The organism is Nocardia sp. A7, assembly GCF_046549215.1.
In the GTDB taxonomy this organism is placed as follows: Bacteria; Actinomycetota; Actinomycetes; order Mycobacteriales; family Mycobacteriaceae; genus Nocardia.
Window position 1 is genome coordinate 528,954 of record NZ_JAJPWE010000005.1, and the last position, 25,539, is coordinate 554,492.

Annotated in this window: 25 protein-coding genes; 2 read left to right on the top strand and 23 right to left on the bottom strand. The window is 67.1% G+C overall.

Features of this window, described 5'->3' with window-relative positions; translation table 11 throughout:
- Positions 1-135: 135 nt before the first annotated feature.
- Positions 136-1,083, bottom strand: coding sequence for a hypothetical protein (locus tag ACLJPD_RS28000; RefSeq protein ID WP_410876143.1), 948 nt, complete (start codon positions 1,081-1,083; stop codon positions 136-138).
- A 632-nt stretch (positions 1,084-1,715) separates the two neighbouring features.
- On the opposite strand from ACLJPD_RS28000, the gene ACLJPD_RS28005 reads away from it, so the two are divergent.
- Entirely contained in the window at positions 1,716-1,856 is a 141-nt protein-coding gene (locus ACLJPD_RS28005; RefSeq protein ID WP_410876144.1) for a hypothetical protein, read from the top strand.
- Positions 1,857-1,943: 87 nt separating this feature from the next.
- Here the strand turns inward: ACLJPD_RS28005 and fabD are convergent, their stop codons facing one another.
- The 17 genes from fabD to ACLJPD_RS28090 form a co-directional block, all read right to left on the bottom strand.
- Positions 1,944-2,888 carry an ACP S-malonyltransferase gene (gene fabD / locus ACLJPD_RS28010; RefSeq protein ID WP_410876145.1) on the bottom strand — a complete coding sequence of 315 codons (945 nt, stop codon included), beginning with the start codon at positions 2,886-2,888 and terminating at the stop codon, positions 1,944-1,946.
- A 120-nt stretch (positions 2,889-3,008) separates the two neighbouring features.
- Entirely contained in the window at positions 3,009-3,281 is a 273-nt protein-coding gene (locus ACLJPD_RS28015; protein WP_410876146.1) for a hypothetical protein, read from the bottom strand.
- Between the two features lie 167 nt (positions 3,282-3,448).
- On the bottom strand, positions 3,449-4,468 hold the full coding sequence (locus ACLJPD_RS28020; protein WP_410876147.1) for an LLM class flavin-dependent oxidoreductase: 1,020 nt from the start codon (positions 4,466-4,468) through the stop codon (positions 3,449-3,451).
- Between the two features lie 14 nt (positions 4,469-4,482).
- The gene (locus ACLJPD_RS28025) at positions 4,483-4,689 is read right to left on the bottom strand and encodes an acyl-CoA carboxylase epsilon subunit (protein ID WP_410876148.1); all 207 of its coding nucleotides are present in this window, start codon (positions 4,687-4,689) and stop codon (positions 4,483-4,485) included.
- The gene (locus ACLJPD_RS28030; protein ID WP_410876149.1) at positions 4,686-6,257 is read right to left on the bottom strand and encodes an acyl-CoA carboxylase subunit beta; all 1,572 of its coding nucleotides are present in this window, start codon (positions 6,255-6,257) and stop codon (positions 4,686-4,688) included. Before ACLJPD_RS28030 ends, ACLJPD_RS28025 begins: the two co-directional genes overlap by 4 nt.
- 39 nt (positions 6,258-6,296) lie before the next feature.
- Positions 6,297-8,252 carry an SDR family oxidoreductase gene (locus tag ACLJPD_RS28035; protein ID WP_410876150.1) on the bottom strand — a complete coding sequence of 652 codons (1,956 nt, stop codon included), beginning with the start codon at positions 8,250-8,252 and terminating at the stop codon, positions 6,297-6,299.
- Positions 8,233-9,180 (bottom strand): aromatase/cyclase, encoded by a 948-nt coding sequence (locus ACLJPD_RS28040; protein WP_410876151.1) that lies wholly within the window; start codon positions 9,178-9,180, stop codon positions 8,233-8,235. The genes ACLJPD_RS28035 and ACLJPD_RS28040 overlap by 20 nt, the downstream gene beginning before the upstream one ends.
- Positions 9,181-9,209: 29 nt before the next feature.
- Positions 9,210-9,992, bottom strand: coding sequence for a 3-oxoacyl-ACP reductase FabG (gene fabG, locus ACLJPD_RS28045; RefSeq protein ID WP_378629504.1), 783 nt, complete (start codon positions 9,990-9,992; stop codon positions 9,210-9,212).
- A gap of 33 nt (positions 9,993-10,025) precedes the next feature.
- A complete protein-coding gene (locus ACLJPD_RS28050; protein ID WP_410876152.1) occupies positions 10,026-10,289 on the bottom strand; it encodes an acyl carrier protein in 264 nt (87 codons plus the stop codon).
- A gap of 14 nt (positions 10,290-10,303) precedes the next feature.
- On the bottom strand, positions 10,304-11,527 hold the full coding sequence (locus tag ACLJPD_RS28055; RefSeq protein ID WP_410876153.1) for a ketosynthase chain-length factor: 1,224 nt from the start codon (positions 11,525-11,527) through the stop codon (positions 10,304-10,306).
- Positions 11,524-12,801 (bottom strand): beta-ketoacyl-[acyl-carrier-protein] synthase family protein, encoded by a 1,278-nt coding sequence (locus tag ACLJPD_RS28060; protein WP_410876154.1) that lies wholly within the window; start codon positions 12,799-12,801, stop codon positions 11,524-11,526. The genes ACLJPD_RS28055 and ACLJPD_RS28060 overlap by 4 nt, the downstream gene beginning before the upstream one ends.
- A complete protein-coding gene (locus ACLJPD_RS28065) occupies positions 12,798-13,124 on the bottom strand; it encodes a TcmI family type II polyketide cyclase (RefSeq protein ID WP_067445797.1) in 327 nt (108 codons plus the stop codon). Before ACLJPD_RS28065 ends, ACLJPD_RS28060 begins: the two co-directional genes overlap by 4 nt.
- A gap of 23 nt (positions 13,125-13,147) precedes the next feature.
- On the bottom strand, positions 13,148-14,602 hold the full coding sequence (locus ACLJPD_RS28070) for an FAD-dependent monooxygenase (protein ID WP_410876155.1): 1,455 nt from the start codon (positions 14,600-14,602) through the stop codon (positions 13,148-13,150).
- 20 nt (positions 14,603-14,622) lie between these two features.
- The gene (locus ACLJPD_RS28075; protein ID WP_410876156.1) at positions 14,623-16,383 is read right to left on the bottom strand and encodes an acetyl/propionyl/methylcrotonyl-CoA carboxylase subunit alpha; all 1,761 of its coding nucleotides are present in this window, start codon (positions 16,381-16,383) and stop codon (positions 14,623-14,625) included.
- A 121-nt stretch (positions 16,384-16,504) separates the two neighbouring features.
- A complete protein-coding gene (locus tag ACLJPD_RS28080) occupies positions 16,505-17,266 on the bottom strand; it encodes an AfsR/SARP family transcriptional regulator (RefSeq protein ID WP_410876157.1) in 762 nt (253 codons plus the stop codon).
- 110 nt (positions 17,267-17,376) lie between these two features.
- Positions 17,377-20,166: an AAA family ATPase gene (locus tag ACLJPD_RS28085; RefSeq protein WP_410876158.1), complete on the bottom strand. Its 2,790-nt coding sequence runs from the start codon at positions 20,164-20,166 to the stop codon at positions 17,377-17,379.
- 400 nt (positions 20,167-20,566) lie between these two features.
- Complete coding sequence (locus ACLJPD_RS28090; RefSeq protein ID WP_410876159.1) at positions 20,567-21,010, bottom strand: winged helix-turn-helix transcriptional regulator; 444 nt, start codon at positions 21,008-21,010, stop codon at positions 20,567-20,569.
- A 62-nt stretch (positions 21,011-21,072) separates the two neighbouring features.
- Between ACLJPD_RS28090 and ACLJPD_RS28095 the strand changes: the two genes are divergently transcribed.
- Entirely contained in the window at positions 21,073-21,723 is a 651-nt protein-coding gene (locus ACLJPD_RS28095; protein ID WP_410876160.1) for a DsbA family oxidoreductase, read from the top strand.
- On the opposite strand, the gene ACLJPD_RS28100 is transcribed toward ACLJPD_RS28095, so the two are convergent.
- The 5 genes from ACLJPD_RS28100 to ACLJPD_RS28120 form a co-directional block, all read right to left on the bottom strand.
- Positions 21,674-22,519, bottom strand: coding sequence for a TIGR03621 family F420-dependent LLM class oxidoreductase (locus ACLJPD_RS28100; RefSeq protein WP_410876161.1), 846 nt, complete (start codon positions 22,517-22,519; stop codon positions 21,674-21,676). The two genes, ACLJPD_RS28095 and ACLJPD_RS28100, sit on opposite strands and share 50 nt — an antisense overlap.
- Before the next feature lie 101 nt (positions 22,520-22,620).
- A complete protein-coding gene (locus tag ACLJPD_RS28105) occupies positions 22,621-23,211 on the bottom strand; it encodes an NADPH-dependent FMN reductase (protein ID WP_410876162.1) in 591 nt (196 codons plus the stop codon).
- On the bottom strand, positions 23,208-24,425 hold the full coding sequence (locus tag ACLJPD_RS28110) for an MFS transporter (protein ID WP_410876163.1): 1,218 nt from the start codon (positions 24,423-24,425) through the stop codon (positions 23,208-23,210). The genes ACLJPD_RS28105 and ACLJPD_RS28110 overlap by 4 nt, the downstream gene beginning before the upstream one ends.
- 7 nt (positions 24,426-24,432) lie before the next feature.
- Entirely contained in the window at positions 24,433-24,858 is a 426-nt protein-coding gene (locus tag ACLJPD_RS28115; protein WP_410876164.1) for a hypothetical protein, read from the bottom strand.
- Positions 24,859-24,944: 86 nt separating this feature from the next.
- Positions 24,945-25,400: a MarR family winged helix-turn-helix transcriptional regulator gene (locus ACLJPD_RS28120; protein ID WP_410876165.1), complete on the bottom strand. Its 456-nt coding sequence runs from the start codon at positions 25,398-25,400 to the stop codon at positions 24,945-24,947.
- Positions 25,401-25,539: the final 139 nt, after the last annotated feature.

The following is a 25,539-nucleotide window of genomic DNA, read 5'->3' on the forward strand; positions in this document are numbered from 1 at the left end:
GGTGGTGGCGCCGAGGAAGTCGTAGGTTTCGGCAACCTGATCGGCACCGGTTCCGCCGCCAAGTGACGGTGGTCAGGAACGAGAACGGCGGTACCGCACGCCGAGGTGCGGTACCGCCGTTCGCCTTTCCCCGGGTCAGTTCAGGGTGAAGGCGGCGGTCGGCGCGGAGGCTTCGCCCTCGGCGCCGAGCGCGTTGTAGACCAGCGTGTAGGCGCCGGTGCCGGGGGAATCGACCACGAAGACCACGAAGTTGTCCGGCTTGTCGATGGTCTGGCGCGCACCGAGCAGCTCGTTGATCGGGCCCTTGAAGTCGGCGGGCACGGTGCGGCCGTCCGGGGTGCGCACGCTGAAGTACTGGTAGTAGATGTTGGCGCCGCCGGCCGGGATGCCGGAGCCGCCGGTGAGCGTGATGTGCAGCGCCACATCGGATTTCCCACGCTCGCCGGTGCTGTAGCTCGGGTGCAGGGTCGCGCCGGTGACGGTCACCGTCGTCTCGCCCTGGGTGAGCTTCGCGGAGGTCGGGAAGCTGCGCGGCTGGACGCTCTGCACCTTCGCGTCCTTCTTCAGCGCGATGATGGTCTGGTTGTCGGTGGCCGTGCCGTAGACGATCGTCATCGTGTCGATCAGGTGCTCGGCGTCGTCCAGCGAGCGCACCGGGACCTCGGCCCTGCCCCTGCCCTTGCCGCCCGCGGCGACGGTCGGGCTGTCGAAGGTCGCGCCGCCCTCCAGCTCGCCGTTGACCAGCAGCGTCGGGGTCAGCCCCAGCATCCGATCGGCGAGGCCGGTATTGGCGTAGGTGATGTCGATGGTCACCTCGGCGCCGCCGTACTCGTCCGGCACCACGGTGGCCTTGTCCACGGTGATGGCGAAATCGTCGTACCAGCCGGTCTTGCCGACGGTGCGCACGGTGGACTGCCCCGCGCGGCCCGCGGCGGGGGCGCCGGCCGGCGTGCCCGCGGAGGTGTCCACCGGCGTGCTGGCCGGTGTCGCGGTGCCGACCTCGTCGTTGCAGGCGGTGAGGGAGAGCAGGGCGACGGCCAGCGCGGCCGCCACAGCGGTTTTCCGGACGAGTGGAGTGGGCACGACTGCCTCCAGTGATTCGACCCCGTCCGGCGGATTCCCGGGTTCGGCGCACGGCGGGTTCTGCCCGAAGATATCCCGGCGCGCGCCCGGTGTTAACCGGAGCGCGGAGAACGATCGGGGAACGCCCGGATCACCGCCGCGGCGCGGTGTAGCTCGTACCCGATCGGCGGGAGGGAGAGGGTCAGCGTCACATCGGCGTTGATGTAACCCCGCGCCCTGCGAACCCCAGTGGCAGATGTGGTTCGCGGTGTCGGCGACCATGGCCGCGTGCTGGAACGGCGTGAGCTTCTCCCCCGCGACCAGAGCGGGCATGGCGTCCAGGACATCTTGCGGTCGGCGTTCTGGTGATCGCCGTAGGCAGTGTTGCGAAGTCGTCTGTCATTGGTCGCGGAGCCAGTGGTTGATGGCGGCGATAAGGCCGAGCATCGACGTGACAGACAGCGGCCGCGGGGTGAACCTTCGCAGTAACGGCTCGGCAAGAGCCCACAACTCTTCCGGCACAAGGCGTTTCGACAACTCGTCGGTCCAGAGTCGAACAATGCCGCACAACCGATCCCGACACACCGCAAAGGAATCACATCCACGTAAACACGGTCTAAGCAAAGGATTCGACCGCATCACAGGTGGAGGAGATGAGCAAACAGACGGTGAGCTGGGAGGAACTCAGGAGGCGGGAGCGCGACCCGGTCCTCACCGACGGCGATCACGCGGATGGCTTGTTCACCACCTGTACCTCATGGGCCCACTCCCTCGTCCTCGAAGTGGATCGCTGAAGCCGAACTCTGCGGAGCCTCTCACGACAGACCCAGCTGATCTCTCTCATAGACAATAACTTCCGCGAATGAGATCGGCTGGTGGCGTCAGGCCGGGGTGGATATCGCTGTCGAGGTGATGTCGGGGACTATGCGGCGGGAGAACCCGGTCAGTACCTGTCCCGGTCCCAGTTCGACCAGTTCGTCGTAGCCGTCCGTAGCGGCCCGTTGAACGGTCTCCACCCATCGGACCGGGGCCAGCAGTTGCCCGCACAGGAGCGTGCGGATTTCGATGGGGTCGGCGACGTAGTCTGCCGTGACCGCGCTGAGCACCGCAACGCATGGCGGCCGGAGGGTGTAGCGGTCGAGTTCGGCGCCGAACTCGGCGGCGATGTCGGCCATCAGGGGTGAATGGAAGGCTCCGGCGACTTTGAGCCGCACCACTTTTGTCGCGCCGGCGGACCGAGCCAGGTCCTCGAGGTCGGCTACGGCTGTGGTGGCGCCGGAGACGACGGTTTGGGTCGGCTGGTTGTAGTTGGCCACGCCGATGACGCCCGAGGTGACGCGGGCGCACAGGGCGTCGACCTGTTCGGCGGGCAGGCCGATGACCGCGCTCATCGCGCCGTCGTAGCGGCGCGAGACCTCGGCCATGAGCTCGCCGCGCCGACGTACCAGGCGCAGAACGGTCTCCTCGTCGAGCACGCCGGCGACCGCGAGGGCGGTGAACTCACCCAGGCTGTGACCGGCGACCGCCGAGGGCGGAAGTCCCTGCTGTGCGCGGACCGCGCTGAGAGCCAGGCTGGTGGCGACGATGGCGGGCTGGGCCACGTCGGTGGCCCGCAACTGCTCGGCGGTGCCGTCGACGCACAGTTGGGTCAGCGGGATGCCGAGGATGTCGTCGGCGCGCCGGAAGACCTCCTCGGCGACCGGGTAGTCGGTGATCCACGCGGCCATGCCAGGCCGCTGGGAGCCTTGGCCCGGGAACAGTGCCAGGGTCCTCGGGCCCGTCGCCAGCTGGACGGGCTGTTCTCCGATGAAGACATCGACGGTCATGACCGGAACCTCCTTGTAGTCACTATGGTTGTCAGGGAACGGATTTCGCCGGTGCGGACGCTGCGGATGCACGCAGTTCACTGCTCGCGGCGAGGACCACTACCAGACCGGCGAGCGCGCTCACGTCCGCCGCGGGACGGTAGACATCGAACGCGACCGCCACCCGACGGTGATGGGCAGCACGAATGCCGCCCCGAACTGGACGCCGGTTTGATACAGCGGCACGGCGATCGGGCGGAGTTCGGCGGGCCCAGTCGCGGTCGACTGCATGTTCAGCGCTGCGGACGACAGGTTGAACCCGGCTTCGATCAACAGCACTGGCAGGACGTCGGTGGCGTAGTCGTGAATCTCGGGTCGGGCGAACAACAGCAGGTGCCCGGCCAGTGTCGCCACACTGAGCAGCCACTGGGTTTGCCCTATCGACCGGTTCAGTTCCGTGGTGAGCGCGCCGAGCGCGCATCAGGATGGAGCCCTCGATGGGGTCGAGGATCATGTTGCCCGACAGCACCAGCAGCAGTACCCAGCGGCGCCGATTCCAGGTCGGCGCCGCTGGTCGCACGTCAGCCATGGCCGTTGCGCGCCGAAATCGGGCCGCCGGTAGTCACCTGGAACTGCTTGTCCAGCAACGGTGGCAGCTGTTCACTCACCAACTCGATGTGGCGGGTGACCAGGTCGTCGGGCATGCCGGCGATGCTGGCCCAGAAGATCAGGTGCCGCACCGGCAGCCCGGCCACCCGTTCGTGGATCCGCACGGCGGCCTGTTCGGGGGTGAGGATCTCGAGCAGGCCGAAGGATCCGTCCTCAGGGCGCTGCCGCAGCTGATCGAGTTCGAGAGCGGGTGGCACCGGCGCGTCGGTGCCCTCCACCGACAGCTGCCGGTAGGAGTTCATCTGGTGCGCGAGGTGTGGGGCCACCCGGGCCCACGCGGCCTCGGGATCGTCGGCCAGCAGGATCGGCAGCAGATCGGAGACGCGCGCGGATTCGGGGTCGTGTCCGCCCTCGATGAGTCCCTCGCGGTACAGCGGGAACAGCTGGTGCGAGATGTGCAGGAACCCGATGCCCAGGCGCCCGGCGAGTCGCGCGCCGCGCGGACCGTAGAACCCGCCCCACAGCGGCACGGGGTCCTGGATCGGCCCCGGCGTGATTCCGCCGGTGGACCACAGCCGCTGGATTTCGGCGATGTTGTCGCCGGTACGGGTGAATCGGCGGCCGAAATCGGTGTCGAAGAGCTGGTATTCGGGCAGTCGGTAGCCGGCGCCGAGACCGAGTTCGAGACGGCCGCCGCTGATCAGATCGACCAGTGCGGCCTCCTCGGCGAGCTGGGCGGGCTTGCGCAGGGCGGGCAGTACGACAGCCGTGCCGATGCGCACCCGCTTGGTTCTGGCTGCCGCCGCGGCGGCGAAGGTCAGCGGCTGCGGGAGGTAGCCGTCCTCGAACAGGTGGTGCTCGGTGAACCAGACTCCGCCCGCGCCGCGCAGGTCGGCCTCCTCACAGAACTCGAGGGTGCGGGCGTAGTGGTCGGCCCACGGGCGCTGCCACTGTGCGGGGTTGCGCAGGTCGAAGAGCAGTCCGACGTCCATGGTGGCTCCGTTCGTCAGCGGGTGGATCCGGTCCACGCGCGGGGGTCGGTGAAGGCGGGTCGGCGTTCCAGGCGCCGCCAGCGGGCGACGGGTCTGGCCGGGGTCGGCGGTGCGGCGGCCCGTCGCCGGGCGAGTAGCAGCAGGAGCAGCGCGCCGAGTTCGTCCGGGTCAGCGCTGCCCTTCTCGACACGAAGGAAGGGCAGCGGGTCCTCGGCGGTCATTGCGGTGGATTCCCGTGCTTGCGGCGGGGCAGATCGGTGTCCTTGCCCGCCAGCATGGCGAAGGCGCGGATCAGCACGCCGCGGGTGTCGCGCGGGTCGATCACGTCGTCGATGAGTCCGCGCTCGGCTGCGTAGTAGGGATGCACGAGCTCCTCGCGGTATTCGGCGATCTTGCGGTCCCTGGTGGCCACGGGATCCTCCGACGCGGCGATCTCGCGCCGGAACACCACATCGGCCGCGGCCTCGGCGCCCATGACGGCGATCTCGTTGGTCGGCCAGGCCAGTGCGAGATCGGTGCCGATCGACAGCGAGTCCATCACGATGTAGGCGCCGCCGTAGGACTTGCGCAGTACCAACGAGATTCGCGGGACCGTCGCGTTGCAGTAGGCGTAGAGCAGTTTCGCGCCGCGGCGGATGATGCCCGCGTGTTCCTGGCCGACGCCGGGCAGGAACCCCGGCACGTCGACCAGGGTCAGCAACGGAATGTTGAAGGCGTCGCAGAACTGGACGAACCGCGCGCCCTTCTCACTCGCGTCGATGTCGAGCACCCCGGCCAGGCTCATCGGCTGGCTGGCCACCACCCCGACCACGTGTCCGTCGAGCCGGGCCAGCGCGCACACCAGGTTCGCCGCCCAGGTGGCCTGCACTTCGAAATAGTCGCCGTTGTCAACGATTTCGGCCAGTACCTCGCGAATGTCGTAGGGGCGGTTGCCGTCCAGCGGCACCAGATCGGTCAGCGCGGTGGTCTGGCGGTCGGCGGGATCAGCGGTGAAGGCCACCGGTGGCAGCTCCCGATTGTTGGCGGGCAGCATCGACAGCAGCGCGCGAACATCGGACAGGCACGACTGCTCGTCGTCGTAGACGAAATGCGCTACCCCCGAGACGGAGGCGTGGATGTCGGCGCCACCGAGTTCGTCGTGGGTCACCTGCTCGCCGGTCACGGTGCGCACCACATCGGGGCCCGTGATGAACATCTGCGCGATCTCGCGCACAACGAAGACGAAGTCGGTGAGCGCGGGCGAGTACGCCGCACCGCCGGCGCACGGCCCGAGCATGACGCTGATCTGCGGGATGACTCCCGAGGCCCTGGTGTTGCGGCGGAAGATCCCGCCGTAGCCTGCCAGCGCGGTCACACCCTCCTGGATGCGCGCTCCCGCACCGTCATTGAGCGAGACCAGCGGCGCGCCCGCCGTGACGGCCATGTCCATGATCTTGTGGATCTTCTGGGCATGCGCCTCGCCGAGCGCACCGCCGAAGATCCGGAAGTCGCTGGCGTAGACGAAGACCGTGCGCGCGTCGACGGTTCCCCACCCGGTGATCACGCCGTCGGTATGGGGTCTGCGCGCCTCCAGCCCGAACCCGGTGGCCCGGTGTCGACGCAGCGGCTCCACCTCGACGAACGAACCGGGGTCGAGCAGCAGGTCGATGCGTTCGTGGGCGGTGAGTTTGCCCTTGGCGTGCTGGCGTTCGGTGGCCGCCGGGTCGGGGCCCAGACGTGCGGCACGTTTGAGCGCATCGAGTTCGTCGAGCCGTTGGGTGTACCCGGTCGGTTCTTGCACTGTCGTCATCGGATCTCCTGGAGTCGTCGTCGGCGGCGGCCGTGCTCGTCAGCCGAGTAGCGTCCCGCCGGTGGCGTCGATGAACGCGCCGGTGATCCAGCGGGCTTCGTCGGTGGCGAGGAAGGTGACGACGTCGGCGACGTCGACCGCCTCACCGACGCGTTTGAACGCCGAGAACTGCGCCATCTGCTCGACCGCCTCCGGGATGTCGAATACGGCGCTGCCGTTGTTGGTGATGCCGGGCGCGACGCTGTTGACGGTGATCCCGCGCGGTGCCAGGTGCCGGGCGAAGTGCAGCGTGATCTGTTCCACCGCACCCTTGGTCATCGAGTAGGCCACCTGGTCCGGGCTGGCGAATCGGGTGAGTCCGGAGGAGATGTTGATGATGCGTCCACCCTCGGGCAGCAGGCCGAGAGCGCGCTGCACGATGAAGAACGGCGCGCGGACATTGACCGCGAAGAGCCGGTCGAAATCCTCAAGTGTCACGTCCTCGGGAGCCACGCCTGCCGGTGTGGTGACACCGGCGTTGTTGACCAGGATGTCGAGCGTGGTCTCCCCCGTCCGTTCCTTCAGTCCCTGTTCGAGACCGAGGAACAACTCGTGCACGCCGCCTGTCGTGCCGAGCTCGGCACGCACGGGAAACGCACGGCCGCCGTCGTTCTCGATGACCTCGACGGTCTCGCGGGCGGCGGCCTCGTTGTCCGCGTAGTGCACGGCCACGAGCGCGCCCTTGGCGGCGAGCTGGCGGGCGGTCGCGCGGCCGATGCCGCGGCTGGATCCGGTGACCAGGGCGGTCTTGTTCGTCAGGCTCATCGGTGTCTCCTTGGAATCGGGTGGTGCGGGCGCCGGGTCGCCGGGACCGGGCAGGCCGCTGATCATGCGGGCGAGATGGGATCGGACATCGCCGAGTTGCAGGAGCTCGGCGAACAGCTGCCGGGCGGGTTCGACCTCCGGTCCGCCCAGCAACAGCAGGGTTTGGGCACGGATGTTGGTCAGGGTGCGGGCGCCGACGGCGTGGCGGGTGCGGTGATAGCCGTCGAGTTCGGTTTCGCCGGCAGAGCCATTGATGGCGGCGATCACCCGGCCGGACAGGTCGGCCGCGTCCTGCAAGCCGAGGTTGAGGGCTTGGCCACCCACCGGCATCTGCCGATGGGCCGCGTCACCGGCGAGCAGGACCCGGCCGCGCCTGTACCGGGTGACCTGCCGACTGGTGTCGTCGAACGCGTTGCGCCACAGCGGTTTTCCGTGTTCGATCGACTCGCCGGTCACCTTTTCCCAGGCGTCGGCGATCTCAGCGAACTCCGGTTCTCCGCCCGCGGCGCGGGGTGCGGCGCCGAAGACGTGCACCATCACCCTGGTGCTGGCGTCGGGCCAGCGCGAGGACACCGCCAGCCCGTTCGGGAGTCGTTCGAAACGACGGGCCGGGATATCTATTCCCGCCACGTCGGCTCGCAGCATCTCCCGCGCGGCCTCGGTGCCCGCCAGCTCGAATCCAGCCAGTTCGCGCACGGTGCTGCGTTCCCCATCGCAGCCGACGAGATAGGCGCCCCGGTGTGTGTGCCGTTCGCCGTCCGGGGTGACGGTGTCGATCAGCACGGCACCCGTTCGCGCGGTCAGGGTGGTGGTGCGGTGCCCACGCCGGAGCACCGCGCCCGCCTCGAGTGCTCGTTCCTGCAGCACCGCTTCCAGCCGGACCTGCGGGCACTTCCACTGGCCCGAGAACCGTTGGGCCGGATCAGCTTCGGTCAGATCCAAACGCAGTCCGCCGAAGTGTCCCGGTCCGCCGTCGGGCAGCGGCCCGAGCCGATCGAGCACACCCCGCTCGGCGAGCACCTCCATGGTGCGGGCGTGCAGGGTGGAGGCCCGCGATTCGGTGGTGGGAGTGCGCCGCTGTTCCACCACCGTCACGTGGACGCCCGCGCCGGCCAGATCGCCCGCGAGCAGCAACCCGACCGGCCCCGCGCCGACGATCAGGACGTCGGTGTCATCGACGGGCTTCGGCATAGTTCTTGGCGTGGTTCAGCGTGGCCCGGCTGTTGCCCCCGAGCGCCTCGCGCAGGAAGGTCCGCGCCTCGGGCACCCCGGCGTCGGGGCCGAGGATCTCGGTGATCCGGGCCGCCTCGATGATCACCGTGTGCTGCGAGGACGCGGTGGTCGTGCCGTCGGGGTTGGTCCGAAACTCCCAATGGCCGGTGTGCAGGGCCATCAGAGCGGGCAGGGTGGTCTGCTTGTAGGCGATCCGGTGCTGCGGGAAGCAGATCCGGACCGATTCGGTGGTGTGGCTCGATCCGTCCTTGGTCAGGGTGTCCATGCGTAGCACCTGCACACCGGGGGTGTTCTCGGTCAGCTGCACCGAGGCCACGTGCGGCAGGCGCTCGGTCCACAGGTTCGCTTCGTTGACGAAGTCGTAGACATCGCTTGCCGCACCGGCGATCTCGACCTCGTCGACGAAGGACAGGGTCAGGTCGGCGGTGCGCACCACCGACTCCACCGCCGCCTTGAGGCCGGGCAGTTCCGCACGGCTGTTGTCGTCGACCGCCTTCTCGATCCACGCCAGCCCGTCGGGATCGTCGTCGATGGCCCGATAGGAGTGCAGCAGCCGCAGCTCGGTCCCCCCGTCATCGCGCGGTTCGATGATCCAGGTGCCGCTCATCTGGGCCACCGGCGGCGCGGACACCTCCTGCCAGAAGGTGATCCGCAGTTGCTCGGGATCGAGCACGCGGCGCGAGATCCAGGTCTTGGGTTCACCGTTGGCGGTGGCCCAGATCTGGATGCGTTCCTCGTTGCCCTCGTGTTCTAGTCGGGTCACATACACCGAGGGTGGGAACAGCTGGGGCCAGTTCTCCACCTCGGCCAGCAGGCGGTACACCTCGGTCGGCGGGGCCGCCACGGTGATCGTGTGTTCGACCTCGCGGGTGGTCTGCGTCGTCATGGAAGTCTCCTGGTGCTCGTCGGCCGGAATCAGAAGTTGCCGAGTCCGCCGCAGACGTTGAGCGCCTGCGCGGTGATGGAGGCGGCCAGATCGGACGCCAGGTAGCCGACCAGGCCGGCTACCTCTTCGGGGGTGGAGTAACGGCCGAGCGGGATCTTGGCCTGGAACTTGGTGAGAATCGCGTCCTCGGTGGTGTCGTAGGCCGCGGCGTAGCCGGAGCGAACCCGCTGTGCCATCGGGGTTTCCACGTAGCCGGGGCACACGGCGTTGACCGTGATCCCGGTCGGGGCCAGCTCGTTGCCGAGTGCCTTGGTGAATCCGACGACGCCGTGTTTGGACGCCGAGTACGGTGCCCCGAGCACCACGCCCTGCTTGCCCGCCGTCGAGGCGATGTTGATGATGCGGCCGCGCTGCTTGTCGCGCATGCCGCCGGTGGTCAGGACCTCGCGACTCGCCAGGAATACGCTGTTGAGGTTGGTCGCGATCACGTCGGACCACAGTTCCTCGGTGAGGTCGGCGGTGACGCCGCCGCCGGAGCGGCCGGCGTTGTTGACCAGTACGTCCACCGGGCCGTACCGGTCGACCGCCGCCCGGACGAACGCCGAGATGTCCTCGGCCGCGCGGACATCGGCGGTGGTGCCGTCCACGTCGAAGCCCTCGCCGCGTAGTTGCGCGACGGTGTCGGCGACGGCTTCCTTGTTACGCGCGCACAGGAACACCCGGTGTCCCTGCCCGGCCAGTTGCCGGGCCGAGGCGAGGCCGATACCGCTGGTGGCGCCGGTGACCAGAGCCACCTTGTCGTCGTTGGTCATGTCTGTACTCCTGTCGGGCAATCGGTTTCGCGCTCAGCTGGGCTGTGGCGCTTCGAGCAGCTGTTCGTTGACCAGATCGACCAGCGCGCGTGGCGTGGTCACGGCGACGATGGCGTCGTCGTCGAGGGTGACGCCGAATTCGCGCTTGATCCGGCCGGTGGTCTCGAGCAGCGCCAGCGACTCGTAACCGAGGTCTTCGAACTCGATGTCGGCGAATTCGCCGTCGAGGCCGGGGCTGTCGCCGCTGCCTTCTCGCAGGATGCGGCGTAGATCGTCGAGTGTGAACGGTGTCGACACGGGCTTTCCTTTCCTCAGGGGCGAAGGTGTTCGGGGCCGCGAACGACCATGGCGGAGTTGAACCCACCCGCACCGCGGGCGAGCACGAGCGCGGTCCGCACGGGTGCGGGCCTGGCCTCGGTGACCAGGTCGAGCTGGTATTCGGCGGCGAGATCGGTGCCGATGGTCGGCGGGATCACCCCGTCGCGGAAGGACAGGAAGGCGGCGGCCAGGTCCAGCGGTGCCGCCCCCGAATAGAGCCGTCCCGTCATGGTTTTCGGTGCGGTCACCGGCACGCCACGCGCACCGAACACCGCGACCAGGGCATCGGCCTCGATCCGGTCGAGCTCGGCGATGCCCGCGGCGTCGGCGAAGACGACATCGATCTCCGCGGGCGTGACCCTGGCGTCGCCCAGCGCGAGTTCGATCGCCCTGCGCAGTCCGGGCTCGCCCGGACCGTCGGGACGTGGGTCGACGGTCGCCGCGTGCCCGGCGATCTCGCCGTAGATCTGGGGCGCATCACGTTGTCTGGCGTGCTCGGCGTCCTCGAGGACAAGCAGCGCGCCGCCCTCACCGGGGACGTAGCCGCCCGCCTGCGCGTCGAACGGCAGGTAGGCCCGGTCCGGGTCGGTCACGGTACTCAGTCCGCCGCCCGCCAACTGTGCTACCCAACCCCACGGGCAGATCGAGGCGTCGACCGCACCGGTCACGACCAATGCGGTTCCGCGCCGAATCTGCCTGCGCGCCTGGGCAACTGCGTCAAGCCCACCAGCCTGGTCGCTGACCACCACGCTGCTCGGCCCGCGCAGACCGTTGCGGATGGAGATCTGTCCACTGTTGACCGCGTAGAACCAGGCGAAGGACTGGTAGGCGCTCACGTACTCGCCGCCCTTGCTCCACAGTGCGCGCAGTTCGTTCTGCCCGAACTCGAAGCCGCCCGAGCTGCTGGCGGTGATCACACCGCCGGCGTAGTCGGGTAGCTCCTCGGGTCGCACGCCGGCGTCGGCGAAGGCCCAGTCGGCGCTCACCAGCGCCAGCCGCGTCATCCGGTCGGTTTGCGGCAAAAGCCTGCCCGGCAGGTGCTCCTCGGCCTCGAATCCGGTGATCTCCCCGGCTAATTGCGCGGGATAGGAGTCGGGATCGAACCGGGTGACCCGGCGGATCCCGGTGCGCCCGGCCAATGTGGTGCGCCAGTACTCTTCCAGCCCGAGCCCGGTCGGCGCGGTGACGCCGAGCCCGGTCACCACCGCGGCGGTCATCGTCGGCTCCGGAAGGGATCGGCGAGCACAACCGCGCTCTGGAACCCGCCGAACCCGCTGCCCACCGACAGCACCACGTCGACCTTGTGGTCACGCGCGGTCAACGGCACGTAGTCCAGATCGCATTCGGGGTCGGGATTGTGCAGGTTCGCCGTGGGTGGCACCACGTTGTTGACCAACGCCAGCACCGACGCCGCGATCTCGATCGATCCGATCGCGCCGAGCGAATGCCCGACCATCGACTTGATCGAGCTCATCGGCGTGCGGTAGGCGTGATCGCCCAGAACGCGCTTGACCGCGGCGGTCTCGTGCCGGTCGTTCTGTTTGGTACCGGAACCGTGCGCGTTGATGTAGTCGATCTCGGTGCCGTCGATCCGCGCCTGGCCGAGTGCGGTGCGGATCGCCTCGGCCATCTCCTTGCCGTCCGGGCGCAGGCCGGTCATGTGGAAGGCATTGGAACGGGTGGCGTGCCCGGCCACTTCGGCGTAGATCGTCGCGCCACGTTTGCGCGCGCTCTCCAGTTCCTCGAGCACGAACACCGCCGCACCTTCGCCGAGAACGAAGCCGTTGCGACTGGCGTCGAAAGGCCGCGAGGCGTGTGCGGGGTCGTCGTTGCGTGGCGTGGTCGCCTTGATCGCGTCGAAGCAGGCCACAGTGATCGGGCTGATCGGCGCGTCGGTGGCGCCGGCGATCATCACGTCCGCGCCGCCTTCGCGCAGTACTTCCGCGGCGTAGCCGACCGCGTCCAGACCGGAGGTGCACCCGGTCGACACCACGGTCGACGGTCCCTGCGCGCCGACGGCCCAGGCTACTTCGGTCGCGAACGAACTCGGGACGAAGTAGTTGTAGAGGTGCGGCACCGCGTAGTTGTGATCGACCAGTTCCAGCCGCCCACCATCACTGACGGTGCGGTACTCCTCATCGAGGCCCATCGTGGCGCCGACCGCGCTGCCGATGGTGACACCGGTCCGGAACGGGTCGATGTCATCGAACTCGAGCCCGCTGTCGGCGACCGCCTCGCGGGCACTGACCACCGCCAGCTGCGCCGCCCGGTCCATCCGCCGGATCTCCTGCGGGGTCAGTCCGTGTAATTCGGGGTCGAAGTCGATCTCGGCGGCCACCTGGGACCGGAACGGCGCCGGATCGAACAGCGAGATCCGTCCGGTCGCGGTGCGGCCGTTGGAGATCAGATCCCAGAAGCTCTTGGTGCCCACCCCGCCGGGGGCGCAGACACCGACGCCGGTGATCACCACGCGGCGTTGCGGCGCGCTCATCGCGCGTTCCAGTCGTAGAACCGGTGCGCCATCGCGTCCGCCGGTGAGCGCCAGGTCTTCGGGTCGTAGGCCTCGATGAACGGCTTGAGATCCTGGCTGATCCGCACGAAGCGGTCGTCGGTCTTGGCGTCCTCGATCCGTTCGCCGCCGTTGTCCTCGTCGAAGTCCTGCAGGTGGAAGTACAGGCCGCGGTAGTGGAAGAGCTGGCGGCGGCGCGTGCCCATCCGGTGCGGCAGCTCGGTGGTGTCGAATTCCCGGAACAGTCCGGCGACATCGCCCGCGGACGCGAGGTCCATGCGGGCCACGATCAGTGTGCTGAACATTGACTTCCCCTTCTCTCGGATGTTCATCGGGCCGGCCCGAACCAGCGGTCCAGGACGGTCGGCAGGTCGTCGTGAGTGCCGGGGGCGACCCAGGCCACATGGCCGTCGGGCCGGACCAGCAGCGCGGTGGTGCGCGCGTCGGCGTCGATGGGTTCGGTGGCGGTCGCGGTGACCACGTCGATGCGGTCGGTCCACGGCTCGGCCCGGCGGCGCAGCGCCGGGTTGTCGGTGAGGTCGAGCAGAACGCCCCGGCCCGGCCGCAACAGTGCGGCGGTGTCGGTGGCGTGCGCGCCGCGCACGAGCCCGCGCCGCGGCAGCCGCGCACCCAGCAGCGGATGGGACCCGCCGCCCACCTCGTAGCGGATGTCGAGACCGGTGACCCGGGCCGCGAGGTGCCGTTGCACCTCCGGATAGGCGACGAGTTCGCGCAGCACCTCACGCAGTGGCCCGACCTCCTCGCCGCCGAGGATGAACAGGCTCTGCGCCTTGGTATTGGCCAGCAGCCGCTGCCCGACCGGGTGACGTTCCCCGTGGTAGGAGTCGAGCAGGGTGGCCGGTGCCCTGCCACGGACCACCGCGGCGAGTTTCCAGCCGAGATTCACCGCGTCCTGGATGCCGGTGTTCATGCCCTGCCCACCCGCGGGCAGGTGTACGTGCGCCGCGTCGCCCGCGAGCAGCACCCGCCCCCGACGGTACTCGGTGACCAGACGCGCGGCGTCACCGAAGGCGCTCACCCAGACCGGTTCCGCGTGCGAGATGTCGACATCGGTCAGCCGCTTCCAGACATCGGCGACCTCGGCGAAATCCGGTGGGCCGGTGCGACGCCGGGGTGCGGCGCCGCGTTCGCCGACGATGATCCGGTAGGCCCCGTCGGGCAGCCGGGCACTCATCACCATGCCGCCGGTCACCTGCTGACCGATCATCCGCGGCGCGATCTCCACCCCGCGGACATCGGCGAGCAGCAGTTCGGTGGTGGCCGGGGTGCCGGGAAAATCGAACCCGGCGGACTTGCGCACCACGCTGCGACCACCGTCGGCGCCGACGAGGTAGCCGGCACGCAACGGCGCGTGCTCCCCGAAATGCACGGTGACGCCATCGGCGTCGCTGTCGAGCCCGACGACTTCGTGTCCGCGCCGGATATCGGCGCCCAACTCCCGCGCCCAGCCCTCCAGCACCGCTTCGGTCGTCGACTGGGGCACGACGCGTGGCGCTTGCAGCGGTGCGCCCAGGACCGTGAGGTCGAGCGGAATCCCGCCGAAATGCCCCGCCGAACCGGTCTCCAGCGCGCCGAAACGGCCGAGCAGTCCGCGCTGGTCGAGCACTTCGGTGGTGCGCAGGGTCAACCCGATGCCGCGCGATTCCCCGGTGCGGGCGGGCAGCCGGTCGACCACGATCACGTCGATGCCCGCCAGCCGCAGTTCCCCGGCCAGTGTCAGCCCGGTCGGTCCCGCGCCTGCCACGATGACGGCAGCGTCCATGGTTACCTCCTGAATTCCGTTCATGCCGCATGACTTCCGGAGTCGTCGAGTCGGCACAGCGTGGTGCCGGAGCTCACCGTCGTGCCGACGGTGGCGGTCAGTTCGCGCACGATGCCCGCCCGGTGCGCGGTGAGCGGCTGTTCCATCTTCATGGCCTCGATCACCGCGATGAGATCGCCGGAGTCAACCCATTGACCCTCTGCCACAGCAATTTTCACGACAGTGCCCTGCATCGGCGCGATCAGTGTGTTGCCAGCGGTCGAACCGCGTTGCGCGGCTGGCGTGGTCCGGCGTGGCGTCGGTCGCGCCGCACCTGCGGGCGTCGCGGCGGGCAGGGAAACCACCAGTCGTCGCCCCTCCACTTCCACCACCACTGTTTCCCGCTCCGGCGCTCCTGTCTCGCTTGCCTCGGTGATCTGTGGAGGAATCCGGTTGTCGAATTCGGTCTCGATCCACCTGGTGTGCACACCGAACACCGATCCGGTGAACGCGGGCTCGTTGGTGACGGCGCGGTGAAACGGCAATGTGGTCGCCACACCGCCGATCTCGAACTCGGCCAGCGCGCGCCGCGCGCGTGCGAGCGCCTCATCACGGGTGGCGCCGGTGACGATCAGCTTCGCCAGCAGCGAATCCCATTCCGGGCCGACCACAGTGCCCGCCTCGACGCCGGTGTCGATGCGGATTCCGGGCCCCGACGGCACGGCAAACGTCGTCACCGCGCCGGGCGTGGGTAAGAAGCCCCGCCCTGGGTCTTCTGCATTGATGCGGAACTCCATCGAGTGCCCGCGTGGCAGCGGGTCGCCGTATCCGAGTGGTTCGCCTCGCGCGATCCGGAACATCTCCCGCACCAGGTCGATGCCGGTGACTTCTTCGCTGACAGGGTGCTCGACCTGCAACCGGGTGTTGACCTCCAGAAACGACACAGACCCATCGGTGCCGACAAGGAACTCACACGTTCCGGCACCGACGTAGTCGACGTCCGCCAGGATCGCCTTCGATGCCCGGTACAGTTCGTCACGTTGGGCGTCGGTGAGCCACGGCGCGGGTGCCTCTTCGACGAGCTTCTGGTGCCGGCGTTGCAGAGAGCAGTCGCGAGTCGACACAACGACGACGTGCCCGAATTGATCGGCGAGACATTGGGTTTCTACGTGCCGCGGCCGATCCAGGTAGCGCTCGACGAAACATTCTCCTCGACCGAATGCCGCTACTGCCTCCCGCACGGCCGAGGCGAACAGTTCCGGGATCTCTTCCCTAGTCGTGGCAACTTTCAGTCCGCGCCCACCGCCGCCGAACGCGGCCTTGATCGCGATCGGCAGACCGTGGCGGTCGGCGAAGGCCAGCGCGTCGTCGGCGTCAGCGATGGGTTCCGCGGTCCCGGCGACCAGTGGGGCGCCGACGGCTCGCGCGATCCGCCGGGCCGAAACCTTGTCTCCCAGAGCTCGGATCGCGGCCGGTGGTGGTCCGATCCAGGTGATTCCCGCGTCAATGACGGCCTGCGCGAAATCAGCGTTCTCGGCGAGGAAGCCATAGCCGGGATGCACCGCGTCGGCCCCGGATCGGGCGGCCGCACGAAGCAGCTCGCCGACATCGAGGTAGGTGGTTTCCGGTACGGATCCACCGAGGACATAGGCTTCATCGGCCAGCCGAACATGGGGTGCGTCACGGTCCGGGTCGGCATACACCGCGACACTGGCCAATCCGTCGTCGCGGCACGCGCGGATAACACGAACGGCGATTTCACCACGGTTGGCGACAAGCACTTTTCGAAATACCGAGGACATAGCTCTTCTCCCGTAGATGGTGATCTACTGGCTGTTTTTGGAACCACTCACCCGCGAATAAGCGAATTGTGAATTCGATTATTCGTGTGCGTGGAGTATTGACCTGCGTTGTCTCGGAGTACTATCCGGTAGCGACCGGCCGCATATCATCGTCCAATATTCGACAATAGAGATCGTGTAACACAGGGGCGGGTTCGACGCCGAGTTCGGTAGCGAGTACTCGCCGCGCGGTTGCGTAGGTGTGCAGAGCTTCCGCGTGACGCCCCGATTGGTGGAGAACTCGCATCAGTTCCCGGTAGTAGATCTCCTGTAGCGGATACTGCCGCGATAGGTCCCGCAGCAGCCCCACCGTCTTCGGTGCCGAACCGAGCACCAACTGACTCTCGACGTACATGGCCGCGCACTCTGCCCGCAACTCATCGATCCAGGCCGTGAATCCGCTGATCGCAGCGTTGTCTTGCAGGTCCGCGAGGGCCGGGCCACGCCACAGACGCAACGCCCTGCCGAGCTCCGTCGCGGCCTGCTCGTGCCGCCCGCCATCGACGAGCGACTGCGACTTCAGCATCGACTTACGGAAAATATCCAGGTCGAATTCTCCAGCGTGTGTGGTGATCTGATAGCCCGATTTTGAGGTAAGCAGTGGTGTGCTCCCCTCAACACTCAAGTTTTTTCGTAGCTGCGATACATAGACGTGCAGCGCGGCACTCGCTCGCCGGGGTGGATCGCCATCCCAGACCTGGTCTATGAGCTGCGCACTGGAAATCGACCTGTTGGACCCCATGAGCAGGACAGCGAGCAGGAGTCGAATTTTTCTGGGTAGCTCAGGAATGGTGCCACCATCGGATCCCACGACCCGCAATTCGCCGAGTAACTGATATTGCATCGGCCCTCCAGTGTTTCTTTCCTTCAACTCCTTATCAGTTTTGCACCCACGCCTGCGCTGCACATCGGAGAAATTACGTATCGGTAGTCGCGTTGGTCACACCGGCGCGCTCAGACCTGTCCCGCGACGAGGGCCGCGAGTGCGGTGCGTGAGCTGATGTTGAGCTTGCGATAGATGCTGGTGAGGTGGGTATCGACGGTGCGCGGACTGAGGCCGAGGCGCAGCGCGGCGTCGCGGGTGCGCATCCCGGTTGCTGCGATCAGATGCGCGACCTCACGTTCGCGGCTGGTGAGGCCTGCCAGTTCCACTGTGGTCGTGGATGTTTCGTGCCGAACCAGGAGCGACCCCAAGGCTTCGGATGCGGTGCGATAGACCTGGGTCGCTCCGCTCTCGCGGGCGAGCTGCTTGGTGAGGCTGAGAAGCGAAGTGGCCAGGCCGGGATCGCCGACCGAGATCGCGGCATCGGCCGCCGCAAGGAGCAACCGAGCCTGTGCACCGGGCATTTTGGCTTCGGCGAATAATTCCGCGGCCTGCTGGTAGCGCATGGTGGCAGCCTCGTGGTCGCCGTGGCTGCGGTCGAGATGCCCCAGGGCGGTGACCGCGAACGCGTGCTGCTGGGGCACTTGCTCAGCGGAGGTCTCGGCGTAGGCCGCCCATCGCTCCACGGCTGCCGCGGCATTGGCAGCCGCAGCGGCCAAGGCTTGGTAGCAGCACGGTCGCAACGCTGGCGGGATGTCACTCATCGTGACGCTGCCGCCGGCCCGCAGTATCAGCGAGGCGCACAGCTCGGCGTCCCCGGTCAGCATCGCGGCGTCGGCCAGGATCAGCGTGGCGATTCGGGTCCACCTCGACTCTCTGGGCCACAGCGAACTCGCCGAGGCATCATCATCGATCGCGCAGATGCCGGGGCCGGTGATCGCGTGGTTGCGCGCCCGCAGTGCGACGATCAGCCCACGGCGGCCGCCGTCCTCACCATCGGGCGTCGCCACTTGGGCGATTACGTGTTCGGCTTCGACGAATCGGCCCAAATCCTGGTACGTGTAGCACAATCCGGCTTGCAGGATGGGCCGCAGGTAGGTGTCGCCGTACAGCTCGGCCAGGGTGAGGGCGCGGCTCAGATGTCGCTCGGCCCCTGCGAGACGCCCGGTCAGCGCCTCCCCCCAGCCGAGCAGTGCCAGACAGGCGGGTTGGTCGGCGAACGCGGCGTCGGGCATCTCGTCGACGATCGCCGCGCTGAGCTCGAGGGTCCGCGTCGCGACTCCCCCATCACCGTCCCACACCTCGCGAAAGCCCAGCAGCGCGCTCGACATCGCGTGGTATATGGGATCGTCGTTGTCCTCGACGAGTTGCCTGATTTCGCACATCTGATCGAGGGACGGCAGCGCACCGCGGAGAAAATCCACTGCGCCGCAAGCCATCAGCAGGATCAAGCGATCCTCGCGAGAGCACGGCGCGGCGAGCTGTCGGGCTTCGATCAGCTCGTCCGCCAGGTATGCGGCACCGGCCGCGGCGGCCATCACCGCGCGGAAGGCGATAGTGGTCACCGGCGCGTCCTCGGTCCGAGCGGGGTCGGCGAGCAGGAGAGCGGATGCTCGATCTATCTCCCCCGCGGCCAGCCGAGCGCGGATCAACGCGACGTGGACCCCTGCCCTGGCAACGATGTCGGGATCTGCACCACCTGGGGCTCGCCGCATGACGATCTCGAGCCACCAGCTCGCCGAGCGAGGATCTGCGGGCATGGCGTCGCGGGCTGCGGCGACGAATACGGCAAGATCGGCGGCGCGGGTAGCCGCCACATCGACGTTCTCCAAGTAGCCCGCGAGCACCGTCGCCGAGGCGCCTCGCTGCCGGAGAAGGTCGGTTGTGCGTCGATACAACCCGGACCGCCGGCACGGGTCGATGCGAGCCGCGACCAATTCCGCGACGAGCGGGTGCCGAACGGCGATCTCCCTGTTGTGCTTCGCCCGTCTGAGCAAGTCGGCCTCGATCAGGGTGGTGGCCACCGCGCATACCCGTGCCGGGTCCAGTTCGGCGATCACGGCAAGGGTATCGATATCGACCGAGCCCCCGAACACAGCCGCAGTCTCGATGACCGACAGTTGTTCGGCGTCGAGCCCGGCGATTTCACCGATCAGTCGTGTGCCGAACGTGGTTTCGGTCAGAGAGGACGTCGGGGCGCCGTGCAGTTCGGCCAGCGTCCGTAGATAGAGGGGATTGCCTTGTGCGCGCCTGTGCAGTTCGGCGAGCCCGGGTCCTTCGGGCGGCATGTCAAGCAGGTCGGCCGATTGCAACGCGCAGAACGGCGCGAGTTCGATCCGCACCGCAGTGTCGGAGTCGAGAAGATCGTGCAGGAACTCGCGAACGAACTGCGGGGCGGGACGGGGTCGGTGCGCACAGACCAGGGTGAAGGCACCGGGTGCACACCGTTGGAGTAGTTCGATCAGCTCGAGCGAACCGGGATCGATCTGATTGAAATCATCCAGCAGGATCAGTACTTTCGTGTGCTGCCAATGGTGGAACAGTCGCCTGAACGCGGCGACGAGCGTGCTGCCCGACAGCGCTCTGTCGCCGACTCCCGGCTTCGTCAGTTGGGCGAGCACCTCTTCGACGGCCGCCGCCGGATCGGGTAGGGCGGCCAAGGACCCGATCAGTGGTGCGTACGCGATTCCGGCGACCGCCCCCGAGCACCGGCCGTCCAAGACTACGAACCCGGAATCATCGGCGGCGCGGGCGAGTGCACTGAGCAGGAAGGTCTTGCCCGAGCCCGGATCTCCGATCAGATCGATCGTGGCAGGATCGCCAGGTGAGGCCTCGAGGTAGCCGATCAGCCGACGGAATTCGGCCTGCCTGATGATCCGAATCGAACGTTGGTGACCGGTGTTGAGGTGCTGGGTATTCATGACAGTTCGCCCCCTGTATCGCACCTGCGCCGAGACGGACGGCGCGCACAGTGGAACCCCTTCAGCCGAACGACCGTCACGCGAGCATTTTCTGCCCCGGATCGAATGGACGAGAAGGCTGCAGGTTGACAGGCAGAATTCCACAAACCTCACCCGCGAGCAACCGTCGTTGACTGCACGCTCAGAAGCTGTACACGCCGACGCCCTTGGCAGCAGATTTGACGAATTGATCTTCAACAATCGTTATTCTATTGCGAACGATCGGGTGACGCCGATCAGCAACAGCCCATGTGAGACGGCTCACATTTGCGGGAATCATTTTGCAGAACTCGGTAATTGATTGCTTTTTGTTAGCCACAGGACTATTCACGGTCGCAGGCAATTCCGTTCACAGATTCCCTCAGCTGGATCGAAACCGGGAACCGGCCGGAGTCTCCTGCGCAGGCCCAACCACCATGGTCGTGGCGTCGTGATAGCGCTGCGCTGCAGCGATCTCCTCGCTGTGGTCTACGCTCCAGTCGACCAGAACCCGCAGCTTGCCGACAAGATCGTCGCCGAGAACCGTGAGGGCGTAGGTCACTCTGGGTGGCGAAGCGGGCTCGACGCTCCGCTCGATCAACCCGTTGCGAACCATCGACCGAAGGTTCTGCGACAGCATCTTCTCACTGATACCCCCGATCCGGTCGCGTAACTGTGCAAACCTCAGCGGACCGGATTCCAGCGCTACGAGGATGAGCAACCCCCATCGACTCGTTACCTGCTCGAATACCGGCCTACCGGGACAGTCCTTGCGAAAGACGGTATCCAATGACGACGTATCCGCGTTCTCGAAACCTACCTTCATGTAATGAGCTTACTAAAATGTAAGTACTTTACCCACAGTCGCGGACTGCCTACTGTGGCGACATGACCGAGATCGCGGTAGATATTTGGTTCGACTTCCTGTGCCCCTGGTGCTATATCGGAAAGCGGCGGTTCGAGTCCGCATTGGCCGCTTTCGATCGAGCCGAGAAGGTTCGCGTACGCTGGCGCAGCTTCGACCTGCACCCCGGGGAACCGCACACGGCGGAGTTGACGATCCCGCAACGGTTGGAGCGCGACCTCGGCCTGCCGCGCGCCGAAGCCGAGCACGCGGTGGATCGAGTCGGTCTCGTCGCCGCCGAGCTCGGTCTCGAGTACCACATGCGGGACGCGTTGCTGGTCAACTCGTTCGATGCCCATCGCCTCGCCCGCTATGGCGCCACCCAGGGTCTCGCCGACGAGATCCGTGAACGGATCATGCGGGCCTACACCGGCGAGGGTGCCAACATCGCCGATCACGCGATCCTGACTCGGCTCGGCACAGATGTCGGCCTCGACGAGGCGGCGGTGGGCGCTGTCCTGGCTGGCGACGACTTCGCCGATCAGGTGCGCTCCGACCACCGGGAAGCCCGTTTGCGCGGCGTTTCCGGCGTACCGACCGTCGTCGTCGGGGACGGCCCCACAGTGGTCGGAGCACAACCGATCGCTAGCTACCTCGATGCGTTGCAGTTGGCACAGGGCGCAGCTCCGCGATAACCTCCGCGAAGGCTTCCATCTCGCTCTCCATGACGTTGAAGTAGCTGAAACCGAATCGCGCACGCAGGGCACGAAGTTTGTCGGCATTCTCCCGCGGCGTGCCGATCAGGATCGACGGATGGTCCATCAGCTCCTCCGCAGATAACCGGACCTCGTTCTGCCACACATCGGTGATCGGCCCGGTCACACCACGGGAAAGGACACGATGCACCGGAATGGCGAACTCCACGTCGTGGGTTCTCTCTCCGATCAGGCTGTGCACATACTCGACCCGATCCCGGATCTCGGCTAGGTCAGCCAACCGTAACGGGTCACCGTCCGGGACCGGCATGCTGCCGGAGAATCCGATGATATCGGCGTGTGCTGCGGCCAGCCGCAGCACACGATCACCCCGACCCGCGATCGCAATCGGAGGGCCCGAGGGTTGGGCGAAAGCCGGCTGGAAGTTGGATTCGGCCAGGATCTTTCGAAACTCGAGCGTCGCCCGTTCCAGGGCATCGACCCGCTCCGATGCAGGACGCCATGGCAGTCCGGCAGCCTCGAACTCCGCGCGACTGTAGCCTGCGCCGAGTCCGATCTCCACGCGTCCGTCCGAGTACTGGTCAAGCGTGGCATAGTCGCGTGCCAGCACTCGAGGGCGATACAGGGTAGTGCTGGACACATAGATCGCGGTCCGCAAGCGTGAGGTGGCCGCGGCGATGGTCGCTACTGTGGGCACCGGCGAGAAGCCGCCGAGGTGGTCGGAAACAGCGAGTACGTCGTAGCCCAAATCCTCGGCGCGGCGCGCGGCGCGCACCCACTCCGAGCGGCGTGCCGGGCTGAAAACGCACACTGTGAAACGGAATTCACGGTCGAATACGGTGGTCATGGGAGCCTCCCTGCTCACGGTGTCGGAGTTCAGGCCTCGAACGGGCGCAGCGCGCGTGCTGCCTGCAGTGCCTCGGCCCACCAGACGAGTCGGTCCAACATGGTTTTGGCCGCGCTCTCCGCGGCGTCGGCATCCACGGGTTCGGCGCCGTCGAAGGTGTCCCACGGGTAACGGAAACTCAGCGACTCCCGAACTGGAACGGTCTGCAGGGCAGAAAATGTTTGCCGCAGGTGCTCCACGGCACGCAGCCCGCCGCTCATGCCGCCGTAGGACACGAAAGCAACAGGCTTGGCCGCCCATTCCCCGACAAACCAGTCGATGAAGTTCTTCAACGCCGCAGGTGGAGTGTGGTTGTACTCGGGGGTGACCACAATGAACGCTTCGGCAGCGGTCAGACGTTTACCCAGCGCCGCGTGGACCGCGGCGATGTCCTCGGGCAGAGGCTGGCCTTGGGCCGGCATAGCAAGGGGTAGTTGGTGATCGAGCAGGTCGATGACATCGACGGCCAAGCCGGTATGGGCGACCGCGCGCGCGGCCATCCAATGAGCTGCCGTCGGCCCGAACCGGCCACCTCTGACGCTGCCGATGATGATGGCTACCTGCAAAGAACTGTCGGTCATGGTCGAACCTCTCGATCGGAATGGTCGGCCCGCAGCCCAGCCACTGCCACCGCGCAGCACAGCACAGCCGCCACGACGACGACGATCAGAGCCAGCCGGTAGCTGTCGGTTTCGGCGATGAGAACGCCCACTGGAACGAGTAGCGCGGCCGCGCCGAGCTGCACGCCGGTTTGGAAGAAAGCCACGGCGGCCGGTCGGTCCTCGGGTGCCACACCCGCCGTCGCCTGTGTATTGAGTGCCGCGAATGACAGCACCAACGCGATCCCCACCAGGAGCAGCGCGGGAAACGCCGTCGTCCCGTAGGAATCTCTCCCAGCCCGCCACAGATAGAGCAGACCCGAGAGGAGTGCGACCCCGGCGCCTGCGGCGATCAGACGCGCCGTTCCGAACCGCGCGATCAGTCGCCCGGTGAGCGGCACCGAGATCACCAGTGGGAGGCATGCGGGAAGCAGGGCGATCGCGATCTGCCACGGCGCCCATCGACGCTCGTCGAGACGGAGCGAAATCAGCAGCAGAAGACCGATGTAAGTTCCGTTGAGCGCCGCCGCACCGAAAGTCGATCTAAGGAGAACGCCGTGGTCCCGGATGCGCCCTGACAGCCGGGTACGGGCCTGCACCGGTGCCCGTTGAATGAGCTTCGGTCCGATGAGTAGCAGGGCAAGAGCCACCGGAGCCGGGGCGAGGAAGGTCCAGCGCCAGTCGACGCCGGTCAGCACCCCGGACAACAACAATCCGATGGTGAAACCCGCCGCACCGAACAGTGCATAGGTGAGCACAGCACGCCGCTGGCGCGCGGCATCAGGAAACGCGGCACCGATGAGTGTCAGGCCTAGCGGCGCGGTCAACGCGACGCAACCGCCCTTGATCACCCGGGTCGCGATCAGCAGGCCGATGTCATCGGTGAACCCACCGATCAGCGACGCCACGGTGAACACCAGCATGGCGCCCAGATAGACACCGCGCGTTCCCCACCGGGCGGTGATCGTCGGGCCCAGCACAACAAGTGCCGCGAAACCGAGGGCGAATCCGCTCAGCAGCCATTGCGTCGTCGACACGGTCGTCCCGAGGGAGCGGCCTATCTCGGGCACCGCCAGCAGTACGACGGAGCCTTCGATCGAGTCGAGCAGCATGTTCCCGGACAGCACGAACAGCAACGGCCACGCTCCACGGCCGACCCTGTTCGGCGTCGCCGCGGTCGAGGAATCAACGTCCATGGTGCGCTCACCCGCGCCGCGTGTTCAGGTGGATCCGTTCCAGCACATCGTTCGCACCGAGGAACTCCAGCTCGGTGATTCCGTCGAGGATGCCCTCTGCCTGAGAATTAACCACAGCCTCGGCGTGCTCGTGCGCCGCGACGCCGGTCGGGGTGAGAACGACGGAGCTGTCGCTGACCTGCACCCAGCCTCGCCCGTGGAAGTCATCGATGATGTGGGCGTAGGTAGACAAGCGGTCGACCGCTAGAAACGGGGCGAACGCCGCATCGATCTCCTGCGTTGTGCCGAGGCCGATCGCCAGCGCGTGCAGCACTTGCCACCGCCTGCGATCCAGATCCTGGTCGGCCAGCGCGGCTGCCATGTCCTCCTCGAACGTCTGATGCAGAAGGAGCAGCCAGTATCCGAGGCGTTTGGTCGTATTCTGTTGGAGCATAACGGATCTCACCTTCAGTCATCGAGTTCGATGACTAGATGATCCGCGACACCGCCAAAGAATCACTGAAGTCGCAGCGTCGACGCCTAGGCGGGGGCTCGAACTCCGGCGCCGGGCAGGCGTACGGCCCGCTGCAGTAGGTCGCGCAGATGGGTCCGGTCGTGGTCGGTCAGCTCGCCGAGGGGCGATTCCAACGACATCACCCGCTTCAGCTCCTCGCGCAGCTCGGCGCCACGGGGACCGAGTACCAGCTGTTTGGCACGCCGATCACTCGGGTGCGGCTGCCTGCTGACCAGACCTCGGTTCTCCAGTTTGTCGATGACGAACGTGACGTTCGACGGCTCGCACGCCATCCGAACGGCCAGCTGTCGCATGGTCAGCGGTTCACTCAGTTCATACAGCGCGATCGCCTGCGTCGCGGTGAGACCGACGGTGGCGGCGCACTCGTGGACATGATCCTGAATCTGCCGGGCGAGCTGATTGACGAGAGCACACAGGTCGGCCGCAGGCAGTAGTCCCATGTCAGGCGAGTCGGCTTCCACGAGTCCAGTGTAGCGCCCAATACATCAAGTCTTTATGCTTGCAGCTTGAATTGTTTCTGCTTTAAGCTTCAGTGGTTCGCACGACTGTCGTTCACGTTTCGAGAGGTAGCGCCCGATGAGCGAAATCACTGACACCGCA